The organism is Streptomyces erythrochromogenes, from assembly GCF_036170895.1.
GTDB lineage: Bacteria > Actinomycetota > Actinomycetes > Streptomycetales > Streptomycetaceae > Streptomyces > Streptomyces erythrochromogenes.
This window is the reverse complement of sequence record NZ_CP108036.1, coordinates 2,831,142-2,847,537: the sequence shown is the minus strand read 5'-3', so window position 1 is coordinate 2,847,537 and position 16,396 is coordinate 2,831,142. Positions and strand designations below refer to the sequence as shown.

Annotated in this window: 11 protein-coding genes; 7 read left to right on the top strand and 4 right to left on the bottom strand. The window is 72.0% G+C overall.

Going from position 1 to position 16,396, the window contains the following annotated elements; translation table 11 throughout:
* Positions 1 to 181: 181 nt before the first annotated feature.
* On the top strand, positions 182 to 2,818 hold the full coding sequence (glgP, locus tag OHA91_RS12590) for an alpha-glucan family phosphorylase (protein ID WP_031148384.1): 2,637 nt from the start codon (positions 182 to 184) through the stop codon (positions 2,816 to 2,818).
* A 215-nt stretch (positions 2,819 to 3,033) separates the two neighbouring features.
* Complete coding sequence (locus tag OHA91_RS12585) at positions 3,034 to 3,654, top strand: hypothetical protein (protein WP_328739242.1); 621 nt, start codon at positions 3,034 to 3,036, stop codon at positions 3,652 to 3,654.
* An 18-nt stretch (positions 3,655 to 3,672) separates the two neighbouring features.
* Here OHA91_RS12585 and OHA91_RS12580 read toward each other — a convergent pair whose 3' ends face one another.
* Together OHA91_RS12580 and OHA91_RS12575 are read right to left on the bottom strand one after the other, a co-directional pair.
* A complete protein-coding gene (locus OHA91_RS12580) occupies positions 3,673 to 4,434 on the bottom strand; it encodes a nitronate monooxygenase (RefSeq protein ID WP_328741129.1) in 762 nt (253 codons plus the stop codon).
* Between the two features lie 138 nt (positions 4,435 to 4,572).
* On the bottom strand, positions 4,573 to 6,840 hold the full coding sequence (locus tag OHA91_RS12575; RefSeq protein ID WP_266497588.1) for a M4 family metallopeptidase: 2,268 nt from the start codon (positions 6,838 to 6,840) through the stop codon (positions 4,573 to 4,575).
* A 382-nt stretch (positions 6,841 to 7,222) separates the two neighbouring features.
* Here OHA91_RS12575 and OHA91_RS12570 point away from each other — a divergent pair, with 382 nt between their 5' ends.
* Complete coding sequence (locus tag OHA91_RS12570; protein ID WP_031148392.1) at positions 7,223 to 8,698, top strand: sugar transferase; 1,476 nt, start codon at positions 7,223 to 7,225, stop codon at positions 8,696 to 8,698.
* 22 nt (positions 8,699 to 8,720) lie between these two features.
* Here the strand turns inward: OHA91_RS12570 and OHA91_RS12565 are convergent, their stop codons facing one another.
* Positions 8,721 to 9,665 (bottom strand): GDP-L-fucose synthase family protein, encoded by a 945-nt coding sequence (locus tag OHA91_RS12565; protein ID WP_136232660.1) that lies wholly within the window; start codon positions 9,663 to 9,665, stop codon positions 8,721 to 8,723.
* A gap of 455 nt (positions 9,666 to 10,120) precedes the next feature.
* Between OHA91_RS12565 and gmd the strand changes: the two genes are divergently transcribed.
* The 4 genes from gmd (at position 10,121) to OHA91_RS12545 (ending at position 15,264) form a co-directional block, all read left to right on the top strand.
* Positions 10,121 to 11,134 (top strand): GDP-mannose 4,6-dehydratase, encoded by a 1,014-nt coding sequence (gene gmd, locus OHA91_RS12560; protein WP_030846680.1) that lies wholly within the window; start codon positions 10,121 to 10,123, stop codon positions 11,132 to 11,134.
* A gap of 245 nt (positions 11,135 to 11,379) precedes the next feature.
* Positions 11,380 to 14,157: a CBM96 family carbohydrate-binding protein gene (locus tag OHA91_RS12555; protein ID WP_328739241.1), complete on the top strand. Its 2,778-nt coding sequence runs from the start codon at positions 11,380 to 11,382 to the stop codon at positions 14,155 to 14,157.
* Positions 14,158 to 14,253: 96 nt separating this feature from the next.
* Entirely contained in the window at positions 14,254 to 14,931 is a 678-nt protein-coding gene (locus OHA91_RS12550; RefSeq protein WP_031148398.1) for a hypothetical protein, read from the top strand.
* A 117-nt stretch (positions 14,932 to 15,048) separates the two neighbouring features.
* Positions 15,049 to 15,264, top strand: a complete 216-nt coding sequence (locus OHA91_RS12545) for a DUF6458 family protein (RefSeq protein WP_031148400.1) — start codon at positions 15,049 to 15,051, stop codon at positions 15,262 to 15,264.
* Positions 15,265 to 15,279: 15 nt separating this feature from the next.
* On the opposite strand, the gene OHA91_RS12540 is transcribed toward OHA91_RS12545, so the two are convergent.
* Entirely contained in the window at positions 15,280 to 16,395 is a 1,116-nt protein-coding gene (locus OHA91_RS12540) for a glycosyltransferase (protein WP_328741128.1), read from the bottom strand.
* Position 16,396 lies beyond the last annotated feature (1 nt).

Genomic DNA, 16,396 nt, shown 5'->3' with positions numbered 1-16,396 from the left:
CTGCGGCCTGGGGAGACCCCATGGCGCCGGACGCCGCGGGCCTGACCGGCGCTACTTCGACGACAGGACCTAGGCGCCATGGCCGGAATGCGGGGGCGTCGCTAGCCTTCCCGGGGTGATGCGCGGGTGCACAGCGTGGTGCGGCCGCTCCGATCCGCAATCCCCTGCGAAGGTGGAACGTGTGAAGGCTATCCGTCGATTCACCGTGCGCCCCGTCCTCCCGGAGTCCCTGCTGCCGCTCACCGATCTCGCGCGCAATCTGCGCTGGTCGTGGCACGCCGAGACCCGCGAACTCTTCCAATCCGTCGACCCCGAGGGCTGGCAGGCCGCGGGCGGAGATCCCGTCCGGCTGCTCGGCTCCGTCTCCGCCGCCAGGCTCGAGGAACTGGCCGCAGACCGCCGGTTCCTGCGGCGCCTGGCCGTCGCCGCCGCCGACCTCGATGACTACGTGAACGGCGGGAGGTGGTACCAGAGCCGCGAGAACGGCACGGAACTGCCCGCCGCCATCGCCTACTTCTCTCCCGAGTTCGGGATCACCGCCGCCCTGCCCCAGTACTCCGGCGGCCTCGGCATCCTCGCCGGGGACCACCTGAAGGCCGCCAGCGACCTCGGAGTCCCGCTCATCGGCGTGGGACTCCTCTACCGGCACGGCTACTTCCGCCAGTCGCTCTCCCGCGACGGCTGGCAGCAGGAGCACTATCCGGTCCTCGACCCCAACGAACTTCCGCTCGGCCTGCTCCGCCATGACGACGGCACACCCGCCCGCGTCTCGCTGACCCTGCCCGGCGGCCGCGCCCTGCACGCCCACATCTGGCAGGCGCGCGTCGGCCGCGTGCCGCTGCTCCTCCTGGACTCCGACGTCGAGGACAACGACGCCGCGGCCCGCGAGGTGACCGACCGGCTCTACGGCGGCGGCAGCGACCACCGGTTGCTCCAGGAGATGCTGCTGGGCATCGGCGGGGTGCGCGCGGTGCGCGCGTACTGCGGGATCAGCGGCCACCCCGAGCCCGAGGTCTTCCACACCAACGAGGGCCACGCCGGCTTCCTGGGCCTCGAACGCATAAGGGAACTGGAGCGGGAGCAGGGCCTCGGCTTCGACGCCGCCGTCGAGGCGGTGCGCGCCGGGACCGTGTTCACCACGCACACCCCCGTCCCGGCCGGGATCGACCGCTTCGAGCGGAGCCTGGTCGCCCGGCACTTCGGCGACGGCGGTGAGCTGGCCGGCGTACCGGTCGACCGGATCCTGGAGCTGGGCGCCGAATCCTTCCCCGGGGGCGACCCCGGCGTGTTCAACATGGCGGTGATGGGGCTGCGGCTGGCCCAGCGGGCCAACGGGGTGTCCACCCTGCACGGCGCGGTCAGCCGGGAGATGTTCGCCGGCCTGTGGCCCGGCTTCGACCCGGCCGACGTGCCCATCACCTCCGTGACCAACGGGGTCCACGCCCCGACCTGGGTGGCCCCCGAGGTGGTCCGGCTCGGCGCCCGCCAGATCGGCGCCGGCCGCACCGAGGACGCCCTGTCGGTCGGCGGCTCCCGCCGCTGGGACGCGGTCGCCGACATCCCCGACCAGGACGTGTGGGACCTGCGCCGGGTGCTGCGCGAGCAGCTGGTGCAGGAGGTACGGGACCGGCTGCGGGCCTCGTGGCTCCAGCGCGGGGCCGCCGCGGCCGAACTGGGCTGGGTGGACTCCGTCCTCGACCCCGACGTGCTGACCATCGGCTTCGCCCGGCGCGTGCCCTCGTACAAGCGGCTGACGCTGATGCTGCGCGACCCGGACCGGCTGCGCAGGCTGCTGCTGGACCCGGAGCGGCCGGTGCAGATCGTCGTCGCGGGCAAGGCGCACCCGGCCGACGACGGCGGGAAGCGGCTGGTGCAGGAGCTGGTGCGGTTCGCGGACGACCCGCGGGTGCGGCACCGGATCGTCTTCCTGCCCGACTACGGCATGGCCATGGCGCAGAAGCTCTACCCGGGCTGCGACGTCTGGCTCAACAACCCGCTGCGCCCGCTGGAGGCGTGCGGCACGAGCGGCATGAAGGCCGCGCTGAACGGCTGTCTGAACCTGTCCGTGCTGGACGGGTGGTGGGACGAGTGGTTCGAGCCGGACTTCGGCTGGGCCATCCCGACCGCCGACGGGCTCGGCGCGGACGAGGACCGCCGGGACCACCTGGAGGCGAGCGCCCTCTACGAGCTGATCGAAGGCCGGGTCGCGCCGCGGTTCTACGACCGGGCCGGGCGCGCCGGGCTCCCGGTGCGGTGGATCGAGATGGTCCGGCGCACGCTCGTGTCGCTGGGACCGAAGGTCCTCGCCGGACGGATGGTGCGCGAGTACGTGGAGCGGCTGTACGCGCCGGCCGCGCTCGCCCACCGCTCCCTGACCGCCGACGCGGCGCGGGACCTCGCCTGGTGGAAGGGCCGGGTCCGGGCGGCCTGGCCGCGGGTCGGCGTCGAGCACGTGGAGGCGCTGGCCGCGGCTCCCGTGAACGGCACCGCCGAGCTGGGGGCCACCCTCACGCTGCGGGTGCAGGTGTCGCTGGACACGCTGGCGCCCGAGGACGTGGAGGTGCAGGCGGTCGCGGGCCGGGTGGACCCGCAGGACGTGATCCGGGACGGGCGGACCTTCCCGCTCAAGCCGGCCGCCGGTCCCGACATGGAGGGCCGCTGGGTGTACGAGGGCCCGCTCGCCCTCGACCGCACCGGGCCCTTCGGCTACACGGTCCGCATCCTGCCGACGCACCCGCTGCTGGCGACCCCGGCCGAACTCGGCCTGGTCGCGGCCCCGGCGGACACGGACACCGGCGGTGGGGTACTGCTGCGGTAGGTACGGCGGGGGGTGCCTGCGAGGGGGCGGGCGGCGGGTCCATCCGCCGCCCGCCGCCCAGGGAGCCGAGTCGGCGTACGGCGGGGGACCTCCTGGGTGAACCTGAGTTCGCGCCCGGTATGCCGAATCGTTTCAGCGCCCTTGTCCGCTCCTACGCTGCCCGCGGATGCCACCGGATCCGGCATCCGCGGAACCCGAGGAACGGACTCTCCCCCATGCGTCTTGGCACCACCGCCGCAGTGTTCGTCGGCGCCCTCGCCCTCGTCCTGCCCACCGCCGGTCCCTCGCTGGCCGACGACCAGGGTGACCGCACCCTCGGCACGCTGTACTACAGGTATCTCGACGACGCGGGCCGCGAGCGGCAGGGGCGGATCCGGCCGGCGGACGACGGTACCTGCTACCTGCTCACGGGGACGTCCCGCAACGAGCCCGCGGTCGACGTCCGCAACCGGACGCGGTCGCGGGCCCTGCTCTTCGACAACGCCGGATGCAGCGGCAGAGCGGTCGCGACCCTGAGGCCGAACGGCGCCGTGTCGGACGTGGAGGTCGTGGCGGCCTTCTTCAAGCCGGTGGACGAAGCCGGTCAGGAGCCGGGCCGGGGCGACTGGGGCAACGGCGGCGACCAGAACGACGAGGACGCGGCCGACGAGTCGGACGGGGCCGACCAGGGGCAGGGTCGCGGTGACTGGGGCAACGGCGGCGACCAGAACCAGGGCCGCGGCGACCAGGCGGACGCGGAAGAGGGAGCGGAAGAGGAGGAAGGAGATGAAGGGGAAGAAGAGGAGTCGGACGTCGAGGAGGACTTCCTCTCCATGGTCCTCCGCGCCGTGGGCTGATCCGGGGCCTCCGCCGGCTCAGGCCGGCCGTGCCGCGCCGGCCCCCGGCGCCAGCCACCGAACGACGTCCGCCGCCGTGAAGGGCGCCTCGTCCGGAGAGAGCGCCGGGAGGAACGAGAGGTCCTTGCCGATCGTCACCAGCGGCGGTTCCACCCGGCCGCCGGGCCGCCGCTGCGCCAGCCCGATGGTGGCCGGCAGGCCGTTGCACAGGCACTGCCGGCCCGTGGTGTCGGCCTCGTCCCCGCCCTTGCGGACGTAGGCGCGCACGGCCTCGGCCGCGCACCGGTGGAGCAGACCGCGGGGACCGCGCACGGGCGTGCGCAGGAAGCCCAGGTCGCACACGCGGCGGCGGGCGGCGGCCACTTCGGGCTCGGACACGGTCCCGGGCAGCTCCGCCACCTTGAAGGGGAAGGACGTAGGCGAGGCGTCGGGGTCGTTGCGGACCGTCAGGGTGCCGGCCCGGGCCCGGCCGCGGAGCTGCGCGCGCAGGTGCGGGGCCATCCCCGACTCCTCGCACAGGGCGAAGGCGCTGCCGATCTGGACGCCGGCCGCGCCCGCGGCGCGCGCTGCGGCGACCGCTTCGGGGCGACCCTGCCCGCCCGCGAGCCAGAACGGCAGCCCGAGCGCGCCATTTTGGCGAGATCCGGATGGTCGCGGCCCGTGGACCGGCTCCCCGCCGGCGTCCAGCCGCACCGGTCCGCGCGGCGGGGCGCTGTGGCCGCCCGCCCCGCTGGTCTCGATCACGAAGCCGTCCGGCCGGGTCGCCCCGTCGCGCGCCAGGCGCCGGAGGTCCCGACTCCGCCGGCACAGGTCCCTTGCGGCAGGGCCAATGGGACAGGGCCGCCCGGGGAGGTCTTCTCCCGGGCGGCCCCGTGTCTATCTATCGGTCCAGCCGTGGCTCACGCTGCCCCGAAGGGGTCAGAAGGTGAGCTTCCAGCTGTTGATGTAGCCGGTGTCCAGGCTGGCAGCGTCGCGGACACGGAGCTTCCAGGTGCCGTTGGCGACCTCGGAGGAGGCGTTCACGGTGAAGGACTGGACGATGTTGTCCGCGCTGCCGCCGCTGCGGTTGCGCAGGTTGTAGACGCTGCCGTCGGGGGCGACCAGGTCGACCACCAGGTCACCGACGTAGGTGTGGACGATGTTCACGTCCACCTTCAGCGTGCTCGGGGCGTTGCCCGTGCGGGTCACCGCGATCGGGGACTCGACCGTGGCGTTGTCCGCGATCTGGTAGTCGTTCGTGTTCTCGAAGACGTTCTGCTGGCCGGTGCCGACGGTCCAGGTGAAGGACGCCGTGCCGGTCTTGCTCTGCGAGTCGGTCACGGTGACGGTCACGTTGGACGTGCCCGCGGTGGTGGCCGTACCGGAGATCAGACCGGTCGAGGAGTTGATCGACAGGCCGGCCGGCAGGCCGGTCGCCGCGTAGCTCAGCGCACCCGGGTTGGTGCTGGTCGCCTGGACCTGCAGGCTCACAGCGGTGTTGATCTGGGTGGTCTGGTTGGCGATCGGGGTGACCGAGACGCCGCTCACGATGCGCGGGCCGACGTTGATGGCCGCCCAGGCGTTCGCCGCGTTGTTGTAGGTGGTCGAGCCGGCGCCGTACAGGTCGGCCGCCGCCTGCAGGGTCGCCGTACGGGCGGCCGCGTAGTTGGTGTTCGACTTGAACAGACCGGTGGTCAGCGCGCGGAACCAGATCTTCGAGGCGGCGTCGCGGCCGATCGCGGTGACGGGCAGACCGTCGGAGGTCGGCGAGTCGTAGCTCACGCCGTTGACGACCTTGGCGCCGGAGCCCTCGGAGGCCAGGTAGTACCAGTGGTTGGCCGGGCCCGAGGAGTAGTGGACGTCGATCGAGCCGATGCCCGAGTACCAGGCGTCCTTGGACGAGCCGTCCTTGCTGGGCTTGTCCATGTAGCGCAGCGGGGTGCCGTTGCCGCGGATGTCGATCTTCTCGCCGACCAGGTAGTCGCCGACGTCCTGCGGGTTGTTGGCGTAGAACTCGACCGCCGCCGCGAAGATGTCGGAGGTGGCCTCGTTCAGACCACCGGGCTCACCGCTGTAGGTCATGTTGCCGGTGACCGAGGTCAGGCCGTGGGTCATCTCGTGCGCGGCCACGTCGGTGGAGGTGAGCGGCTTGGCGTTGCCGTCGCCGTCGCCGTAGGTCATGCAGAAGCAGGAGTCCTGCCAGAAAGCGTTCACGTAGTTGTTGCCGTAGTGGACCCGGCTGTACGGGGCGACGCCGTCGTTGCGCAGGCCGTTGCGGCCGTGCACGTTCTTGTAGTAGTCCCACGTGACCGCGGCGCCGTAGTGGGCGTCCGCGCCGGCCGTCTCCAGGTTGGACGGCAGGCCGTTGCCCCAGATGTCGTCCGGGCCGGAGAAGAGCGTGCCGGTGCCGGACGTGCCGCGGTTGAGGTTGTACGTCTTGTGGCTGCCGCGCGCCGCGTCGGTCAGGTTCCAGGTGCTGCCCGACTGGGTGCTCCCGAGGGTCACCTGGCCGCTGTACATCGTGTTGCCGGTGCCGGTCTCGACGGCCTGCCACTCGGTGATCTTGGCGCCGGTCCTGGCGTCGGTCACCACGTGCAGCTCGTTCGGCGTGCCGTCGTGCTGGAGACCGCCGACGACCGTCTCGAACGCGAGCCTCGGAGCGCCCTCGGCCGCCCAGATCACCTTGCGGGCGTTCTTGGAGGGCTTGGCCTCCTTCGAGCCTTCGGCGCCGGCGGCGGAGACCGCCTGGCTCTCGGCGGCGGCCGGGGTGACCGAGGCCTCGGTGGTCGCGACCTTGATCTCGTGGTTGGTCGCCTTCGTCACACTCTTGGTGACGCCGTTCTTGGCGTGGACGGTGAGGTCGCCGCCGAGTACGGGCAGACCGTCGTAGGTCCGCTCGTACGTGGTGTGCGTGGTGCCGTCCGCATCCTGGACGACATCGCGGACGACGAGCTTCTCGCCACTGCCGAGGCCGAGCGCCTTGGCGGCCTGCGCGGTGGTCGAGTTGGCTTCGGCGAGGAGCGTCGCACGCTCCGATGCGCTGAGTACGCGGTTGGCCGAGCCCGGATTGGACTGAGCGGCCTTGGGTGCCTGTGACGCGGTGGCGTCGGCGGTGGCGGTTCCGGTCTGTATACCTACGGCGAGCAGGGCTGCCGCGGCAACGAGCGCGCCCGCCGCGGTGGCACGCCTCTGGGGGGTGGACCTCAACGCAGACTCCTTCTGCAAGGGGGGTTCCGGATGGCTGGGTGGGCCTCCGGGCAGAGCAGGTGCGGTGCGATGAACGGTCGAAGATTGCCACTTGGCGCGTCGGATGTCAGGGCCGCGTCAAAAGGTTGGCCGGAAACGGTTCGTTGTTCGAAGATACGTATCCGGTATCCGGAGCATTCACCTTCGCGTGCGTCGCACGACGTCCAGGATTCGGAACGCCAGCTACCGGTTGCTAACACTTGCGCAACAAGAGGCTGGGTTGACCGAAACGGCAATTACCGTACGGGTGTTTGTCGTACTGTTTGCCGGTGCGGCAGATGTTCATCGCCAGGGGAAGCCATGGACACTTGCCACTGTCATAGACCACGTGCCAGGGGGGCCCATGAGGCATGTTCATTTTCCTGCGCAAAGAGTGGCCAGGGCGGCCCATGAGTCCCTGGCGCCCGTGCGGCGCCTCGGGGACAAGGCCCGTTGGTACCGTCCGGCCGCGATAGTCGCCGACTTCTTCGGCGCCGCCGTCCCCGTGGGGCTCGTCTTCGACGCCGCCCAGCAGGTCCGGCCCGTCTACTGCGCCCTGGCCGCCGCCGTGGCGTGGACCGGCATCCAGGCGCTGCGCCGCCGGTACGCCACCCGGGCGCTCGGAGAGTCCCGCGGTGTGCTCCCGGTCCTCCATGACTGGCTGATTCTGATCGGCGTGCTGGCCGTGGCACGTGTGGTGACCGAGGAGGACACGCCCCGGCTGTCCGCCCTCGGGGCCCTGCTGCCCGCTCTGCTGATCACCGTCGCCTGCCACAAGCTGACCTACCGTCACCTCTCGGCCGCCCGCCGCGAGGCCCAGGCCGTGAGCCGCGTGCTGGTGATAGGGGAGCCCGACGCGGCCGAGGACGTCATCGCGCACCTCGCCGCCCGCACCGACCACCCGTACGTCGTCGTCGGCGTCGTCCCGGTCGGCACCGGGCGGCTCGCCAGCGGCGTCCCCGTGGCGGCACGGCTCGACGCCGACGCGCCCGAGGCCCCCGGAGTCGACTCCGCGGCCGTGCTCGGCGCAGTCCTCAGCCACCACGCCGACCTGGTGCTGGTCGCCCCCGGCGTGCGGATCACGGGGGAGCGGCTGCGCCGCGTCGCCTGGGCCCTGCACGACGCGGGACTCGAACTCGCCGTCTTCCCAGGGCTGGTGGAGGTCTCCGTCAAGCGGCTGGAGACCCTCTCCGCGGGCGGACTCGCCGTGCTGCGCGTCGCACCGCCGGTCAGCCGCGGTGTACAGACCCTGCTCAAGTCGGTCCTCGACCGGGTGGGCGCCGCGGCCGGCCTGCTGCTCCTCTCCCCGTTCTTCCTCGGGATCGTCCTCGCGATCCGCTTCGGCTCGCGCGGTCCGGCCTTCTACCGCCAGCGGCGCATCGGCCGTGACGGGGTCCCCTTCGTCATGTGGAAGTTCCGCACGATGGTGGTGGACGCCGACGCGCGCAAGGCCGAACTGGCCGGGGCCAACGAGAACGACGGCCTGATGTTCAAGATGCGCCGCGACCCCCGGGTCACCCGGGTGGGCCGGCTCCTGCGCCGCACGTCCCTGGACGAGCTGCCGCAGCTCGTCAACGTGCTCATCGGCGACATGTCGCTGGTCGGCCCGCGCCCGCCGCTGCCGGAGGAGGTGGCCCAGTACGACGAGGTCGAGCTGCGCCGGCTGACCGTGCGGCCCGGGATGACGGGGCTGTGGCAGATCAGCGGCAGGTCGGACCTGTCCTGGGACGAGACGATCCAGCTGGACCTGCAGTACGTCGACAACTGGTCCTTCACCAGTGACGTCGACGTGATGGGCCGTACGCTCCGCGCCGTCGTCGACGGTCGCGGAGCCTACTGAGGGGCCGAGGCCGCCCGTGCGATCAGCTCTGCTCGCGCCACCACTTGTACGTGGAGGCGATGCCGTCCCGCAGCGGGATGCCGGGCTTCCAGCCGAGCGAGGTCAGGCGGCCGACGTCCAGCAGCTTGCGCGGCGTTCCGTCCGGCTTGGAGGTGTCCCAGGCGAGCCGGCCCCGGAAGCCGGTCACTTCGGCGACCGTCTCGGCCAGCTCGCGGATGGTCAGGTCCTCACCGCAGCCGATGTTGACGGGCTCGTCGCCGTCGTAGCTCTCCAGCAGGACGGCACAGGCCGCGGCCAGGTCGTCCACGTGCAGGAACTCCCGCCGCGGGGTGCCGGAGCCCCACAGGGTGACCTCCTCGCGGCCCTCGGCGGCGGCCTCGTGGAAGCGCCGGATGAGGGCGGGCAGGACGTGCGAGGTCTCCAGGTCGAAGTTGTCGCCGGGCCCGTAGAGGTTCGTCGGCATGGCCGAGATGTACGAGGCCCCGTACTGCTTGCGGTACGACTGGACCTGGACGATGCCGGCGATCTTCGCGAGGGCGTAGGCCTCGTTGGTCGGCTCCAACGGGCCGGTCAGCAGGGCGTCCTCGTGGATCGGTTGCGGTGCCAGCTTCGGGTAGATGCAGGACGATCCGAGGAACAGCAGCCGGCCCACGCCGGCGGCGTGGGCGCCGCCGATCACGCTGAGCTGGATCTGCAGGTTCTCCTCCAGGAACTGCACCGGGTACGTGCTGTTGGCCATGATCCCGCCCACCTTGGCGGCGGCCAGCACGACGGCGTCCGGGCGGACGTCCTTCAGGTACGCCCCGGTCGCGGCGGCGTCGCGCAGGTCGAGGTCGGCACGGCCCCGGGTGAGCACCTCGTGGCCGTCGGCGGTGAGCCGGCGGGCGACCGCGGACCCCACGAGGCCGCGGTGGCCCGCGACGAAGACGCGGGCGTTCGGGGGCAGGAGCGGCAGCGAACTTGTCATACCGCCGATGATGCCAGTCCGCTCCCGCGGGGGTCGCAGTGGTCCACGGCCCGCGCCCCCGGCGCGGCCCCGGCCCCGGCGGCAAACCCCGGCCGGGACGCGGCTGCCCTCGTGGGTGCGGCCGGTGCCGTGCCTCCGGGCGGGCAGTCGGCCCCGTCCGCCGGCCCGCTCCCGGCCGTGCCGACGCGGTCCGGCGCTCCGGGCCCGGCCGCCGGGGCGGCCCGTGGCGTCGGCTCCGGAACCGGGAGCGGGCCGGGCGGCGTCAGGACCACGAGACGGCGGGCGCCCCGCAGGGGGCGGTCGCCGACCGACGTGTACGGTACGCATCCAGCCGCCCGGCCGCGGCCCGACCGCTCGGCGCGCCGCCCCGCAGGGCCCGCTCCGCACTCACACCCACACCCACACCGAGGCAACGCCTCGCCACGACACACAGCAACCACCAGCAAGGGGACCCCATGGGCAAGACCGCACTGATCACCGGAGTCACCGGACAGGACGGCTCGTACCTCGCCGAGCTCCTGCTCTCCAAGGGCTACACGGTGCACGGTCTCGTGCGGCGGTCCTCCAGCTTCAACACGGAGCGGGTCGACCACATCTACCAGGACCCGCAGACGGCCAACCGGTCCTTCGTCCTGCACCACGCCGACCTCTCCGACGGCGTCGCCCTGGTGAATCTGCTCCGTGACATACGCCCCGACGAGGTCTACAACCTCGGCGCGCAGTCCCACGTCCGCGTCTCCTTCGACGCCCCGCTCTACACGGGCGACGTGACCGGCCTCGGCGCGCTGCGGCTGCTGGAGGCCATCCGGGCCAGCGGTGTCGACACGCGCATCTACCAGGCCTCGTCCTCCGAGATGTTCGGGTCCACCCCGCCGCCGCAGAACGAGCAGACCCCGTTCCACCCGCGCAGCCCGTACGGCGCCGCGAAGGTCTTCGCGTACTGGACCACGGTGAACTACCGCGAGGCGTACGACATGTTCGCCGTCAACGGGATCCTCTTCAACCACGAGTCCCCGCGCCGCGGCGAGACCTTCGTGACCCGCAAGATCACCCGCGCGGTCGCCCGCATCAAGGCCGGTCTGCAGGACCACCTCTACCTCGGCAACCTCGACGCGGTGCGCGACTGGGGCTACGCCCCCGAGTACGTGGACGCCATGTGGCGGATGCTCCAGCAGGACGAGCCCACCGACTACGTCGTCGCCACCGGCGTGGCCGCGACCGTCCGCGAGTTCGTCGAGTCGTCCTTCTCGCACGCCGGTCTCGACTGGACCGAGCACGTGCGGTACGACGCCAAGTACGAGCGCCCCAGCGAGGTCGACGCCCTCATCGGCGACGCCTCCAAGGCCCATGACCTGCTCGGCTGGAAGCCGTCGGTCCTGGTGGCCGAATTGGCGCAGATCATGGTCGACGCCGACATCCGCCAGGTCGAGGACCAACTGGCGGGCGTGACGGTCCGTATCGATCGCTGAGGGCTTATATTTCCCCTACGATTTGCCGTGTTCCGGTCATGCAGGCGGTTCTGCGCCAGCATGACCGGGGCAAACGTGCCGTATGTCCCTAGTGCGCCCTCCATGCTGAACCTTTGATTCCAAGTTGGTATGCAATGGGTCAAGGGAGGTGACCAGGCCCTCGCGTGAGCCCTAGTCTGCGCCAGATACATATGGCTGTTCGGATAGTTCCAGCCATCAAACCGGGCGATTGCCCTGGGGGGCTCATGCGTAGATCCAGAGGGCTGACTGCCGCCCTCGTACTGTCACTGGCCGGTGCGGGCACCGGGATAGGCCTGGTGCTGATGCCCCAGGCGTCCGCCATCACGGCGCCGGTGGCATTCACCGCCGACGAGCTGCCGACGTGGCAGCCGGACGGCATCGTCTGGGCGATGGCCCAGGCGGAGGGCACCGTCTTCGCCGGCGGCACCTTCTCCGCCGTCCGCCCGCCCGAGGGCGCGGCGGGCGCCGAGCAGGAGGCCGTGAACTTCGTCGCGCTCGACGCCGCGACGGGCAAGCCGACCTCCTGCAAGCTGGCCTTCACCATCGGCGACGGCACCGCGACGGTGCGCACGCTGGTCGTGTCGAAGGACAAGAAGACCCTCTACGCGGGCGGCTACTTCGGTGCCGTCAACGGCACCCCGGTCTCCAGCGTCGCGGCCATCGACATCGCGAGCTGCACCCCCAAGGCGGCGTTCCACCCGGGCTTCCCCGCCACCGTGCGCGGACTCGCGGTCACGGACGACACCCTTTACGCGGCCGGCGACTTCACCACCGTCGAGGGCCAGACCCGCGAGCGGTTCGCCGCCGTGGACGCCTCCACCGGTGTGCTCAAGCCCTTCGTCGCCAACGTCGACGAGCCGGGCCGGGCGGTCGAGGTCACCCCCGACGGCAAGAACGTGCTGCTCGGCGGCGACTTCTTCACGGTCAACAACTCCAACAGCCACGCGCTGGCCGTTGTGGACGCCGCGTCCGGCGCCGTGAAGAAGACCTACACCAACATCCCGTCGAACTCGGTCGTCAAGGACATCTCCACCGACGACACCGGCTTCTACACGGGCCACGAGGGCTCCGGCGGCGGTGTCTTCGACGGCCGCATCGGCCTGCGCCTGAGCGACTTCACCGAGAAGTGGCGTGACCGCTGCCTCGGCGCCACGCAGTTCGTCCTGCCGTACGAGGGCGTCCTCTACAGCTCCTCGCACGCGCACGACTGCTCCACCGAGCAGGAGTTCCCCGACGGCAAGCGGCACTTCCTGCTGGCGCAGCCGACCAACCACGAAGGCGCCGCCCCCGCGCCCGTGGACGGCTTCGTGCGCGGCCCGGCCAAGCTCGGCTGGCACCCCACGGCCAACGACGGTCTCGGCGAGGGCATCGGCCCGCGCGTGATGGCCGTGGCCGTGAAGAACGACGTGAAGTACATGTGGGTCGGCGGTGAGTTCACCCTCATCAACGGCAAGGCCCAGCAGGGTCTGAGCCGCTTCGCCTCCACCGGCGACGTCGGCGCACCGACCACCCCGGTGGTCAGCGCCTCCAGCGTCAAGCCGGGCGAGGCCCAGGTCCGCTGGCGGACCAGCTACGACGCGGACGACAGCAAGCTGACGTACCGCATCTACCGCAACGGCTCGGCCACCCCGGCCGCCACCGTCACCGCCGGCTCGCTGGAGTGGGAGCGCCCGCAGGCCTCCTGGAACGACACCACGGTCAAGGCGGGCCAGTCGTACACCTACCGGGTGACCGCGACCGACGCCGCCGGCAACACCAGCGCCCTGTCGGCCACCACCTCGGTGACCGTCCCGACCACGGTCCAGTCCTACCCGAACCAGGTCCGCACCGACGGCGCCGACCTGTACTGGCGCTACGACGACGTGGTCAGCCCCTACGTCGCCGACTCCTCGGTGTCCGGCAACCGCAGCGGCATCCAGGTCAACGCCCCCGCCCTGAAGCAGTCCCCCGGCGCGGTCCCCGGCAGCAACGCCATGGGCTTCAACGGCACGAGCCAGAAGGTGCACAGCGACCGCCGTCAGTCGGTCGGCAACACCTTCACCATCGAGACCTGGTTCAAGACCAACACCACGCGCGGCGGCAAGCTGGTCGGCTTCGGCAACAACACCACGCGCAGCAGCGGCTCGAACGACCGCCACATCTACATGACGAACACCGGTCGCCTGGTGTTCGGCGTCTGGAACGGCTCGGCCCGGACGGTCTCCACCGGCCTGTTCGAGACGTACAACGACAACAAGTGGCACCACGTGGTCGGCACCCAGGGCCCCGGCGGCATCACGCTGTACGTCGACGGCCAGAGCAAGGGCTCGCTGAACGCCACCAGCAACACCACCTACGCGGGCTACTGGCACGTCGGCGGTGACAACCTCTCCGGCTGGCCGACCCGTCCGACGAGCAACTTCTTCGCCGGTCAGCTCGACGAGACCGCCGTGTACCCGACGGCGCTCACCCAGGCCCAGGTCAAGAACCACTTCGACCTGGCCAAGGCTCCCACCGACACGGTCTCCACGGTCAAGACGACCGAGGACACCTACATCAACCAGGGCGCCCCGAGCACCGCCTACGGCACCGCCACCTCGCTCGCCGTGCGCGGCAGCGGCTCGCTGTACCAGACGTACATGCGCTTCGACCTGCCGGCCGCACCGGCGGGCCAGGTCCTGAAGTCCGCCTCGCTGCAGTTCAAGACCAGCACCCAGGCGAGCGCCGGCACCGCCGACACCGTCTCCGTGGTCCCGGTCACCGGCACCTGGAGCGGCGCGAGCACGTCGTTCAACACCAAGCCGGCCCTCGGCGCCACCCCGCTCGGCACCATCGCGGGCGTGCCGGACGGCTCGGCCGTGCACAACGTCGAGCTGGACACCGCCGCGGTCACCGCGGTGCTGGGCAGCAGCTACAGCCTGGGCCTGACGAGCAACGGGACCGACCCGCTGTGGCTCTGGGCCTCGGAGTCCACGGCTGCGGAGGGCACTCCGCAGCTGGTCCTCACCTTCGGTGCGAAGTAGCCCCACCGAAGCAACCGCCTGACGGAATGCGGGGCCCGGCTGCGTGGCCGGGCCCCGCATTCCTGCGTACACCCCCTTGAGTACGGGAGCCACCCGATGTACCGACGCTCCGCAGCGGCCGCTGTCCTGCTCGCTGCCGCACTGACGCTGACCGCCTGCAGTTCGGGCGGGGACGACTCCGACGCCCAGGCGAAGGCGAAGCCCCCGGCCTCGTCGGCGGCCCCCGACCCGGCGGACACCCCGGACACGGCGGCGTCGCCCGCCGCCGACGCGAAGCCGACCGGCCCGGTCCTCCCCGACGCCAAGCTCACCCCGAAGACGGGCAGCTTCACGGCGGAGGAGAAGAAGTACCTGAGCGGGCGCGTCCCGGAGAAGATGGACCCGGCGGCCGTCCTGCAGACCGGCCAGGAGGCCTGTCAGCGGGTGGCGCGCACGGCCAAGCGCGACAAGGACGCGGCGACCGGCGCCGTCATCACCGGGGAGATCCCGGGCGCCAAGGACGCCATCACGCACCTGTGCCCGGACCAGAAGCCGATCCTCGCCGCGGCGGAGAAGGGCTTCCCCGAGGGGTCCCGCAAGTCCCCCGCCGCGGGCAGCTACCGGGCGCTGACCCAGGCCACGAACTGCACCTGGGAGGTCAAGGGCAAGGACGGCGCCGTCCTCGCCTCGGGCCCCGAGACCCCGCCCAAGGCCGGTGACAAGATCACGGCCACGATCCCGTCGGGCGCCGCGGAGTTCAACTCCTCCGGCTGCTACGCCTGGATCCCCGCGTAACACCACCGCAGTCGCGAAAACGCCCCCCGGGGCCGGTACTTCCGGACCCGGGGGGCGTTTTCGTGCGCGATACCCGGGTACCCGCGCGGTCACAGTCACCAGACGGAAGGCGGACCCATGGGCATCGGCGGATGCATAGGCCTGATCGTGGTGGGCGCCATCCTCACCTTCGCCAGCGACTGGGAGATGGAGAGCGTCAACCTCGACCTGGTCGGTCTGATCATGATGGCGGTGGGCGGGATCGGCCTCGCCGTCTACACCAGCATCTACAAGCGGCGCCGGACCGCGGGCGCGATCCCGGTGGTGGAGGAACACCGCCGGGACGTCATCTGACCCGGCGGCCCCGCCTCATCGGCGCAGCGCGGCCTCGTACACCGGCAGCAGCGTGTCGAGGACGGCGTCCATGGAGAAGGACCCGTCGGCCAGCTTGCGGGCGGCGAGGGAGGCCTCGCGGCCCGCAAGCGGGTCCAGCAGCTCCAGGACCGCGGCGGCCACACCCGCGGGACCGGGGTCGACCGCGCGGCCCGCACCGGCCGCCGCGACGTCCCGAGCCAGGCCGTTGGAGTGCGTCACCACCGAGGGGACGCCCACCGCGAGGGCCTCCAGGACGGACATCGGGAACGGCTCGTCCACCGAGGGCAGCACGTAGACATGGGCCCGGCGCAGCTCCGCCAGCACCTGCTCGCCGGACAGCGCCCCGGGGACCGTGAACCGGTTCGTCAGGCCCAGCCCCCCGATCCGGGCGCGTACGGCCGCCAGCTCGCCCTCGTCCGGGCCCGCGACCACGAAGTGCGCGTCGGGGTGCGCGGCGAGGACCGCCGGCGCCGCGTCCACGAAGTCCACCGGCCGCTTGCGGGCCTGCAGGCGCGCGGAGTACAGGATGCGCGGCGGCCCCTCCGGCGCGGGCCGCTCCTCCTGCGCCGGGGTCCCGTTGATCAGCCGGACCGTGTTGGCCAGCGGTGCGCCGACCACCGCGTCCAGGCCCTCCCGCTCGTGCGGGGTCAGGTACAGCACCGCGTCCGCGCCGCGCAGCAGCCGGCGTACCGCCACCGCGTCCAGCACCTTCGCCAGGAGCTTCCCGCTCGGGTCCACCATCCCGTGGGTCTGGAGCACCAGCGGCTTGCCCGCGCGCAGCGCCGCCAGCGCCACCGGCAGGGTCACCAGGTCGCGCGCCAGGTGCACGTGCACCACGTCGGCGTCCCGCACCAGGCGCCCGGCCGAGGCCAGCAGCGCCGGCGAGGTCATCCCGCTGAAGCCGAGGGGGAGCAGCCGGCGGGCCGGGAACAGCTTCGCCGGCACGCCCTCCACGGAGGTGGGCCACTCGTCGAAGCCCTCGCCCAGCGCGAGCAGCCGCGCCTCATGGCCGCGTGCCCGCAGCCCCTTCGTCAGATTCAGTGCGACCCGCACCGGACCGCCGAAGGCGTGCGAGGGGGAGTGCAGGGTGACGGCGTGCAGGACTCTCATC

Bases quoted from the DNA above. Each gene is read 5' to 3' on its own strand.
- OHA91_RS12585 (WP_328739242.1), top strand. From the start codon at position 3,034: ATGCGTCTTGGCACCACCGCCGCAGTGTTCGTCGGCGCCCTCGCCCTC.
- OHA91_RS12570 (WP_031148392.1), top strand. From the start codon at position 7,223: ATGAGGCATGTTCATTTTCCTGCGCAAAGAGTGGCCAGGGCGGCCCAT.
- OHA91_RS12565 (WP_136232660.1), bottom strand. From the start codon at position 9,665: ATGACAAGTTCGCTGCCGCTCCTGCCCCCGAACGCCCGCGTCTTCGTC.
- gmd (WP_030846680.1), top strand. From the start codon at position 10,121: ATGGGCAAGACCGCACTGATCACCGGAGTCACCGGACAGGACGGCTCG.
- OHA91_RS12555 (WP_328739241.1), top strand. From the start codon at position 11,380: ATGCGTAGATCCAGAGGGCTGACTGCCGCCCTCGTACTGTCACTGGCC.
- OHA91_RS12550 (WP_031148398.1), top strand. From the start codon at position 14,254: ATGTACCGACGCTCCGCAGCGGCCGCTGTCCTGCTCGCTGCCGCACTG.
- OHA91_RS12545 (WP_031148400.1), top strand. From the start codon at position 15,049: ATGGGCATCGGCGGATGCATAGGCCTGATCGTGGTGGGCGCCATCCTC.
- OHA91_RS12540 (WP_328741128.1), bottom strand. From the start codon at position 16,395: ATGAGAGTCCTGCACGCCGTCACCCTGCACTCCCCCTCGCACGCCTTC.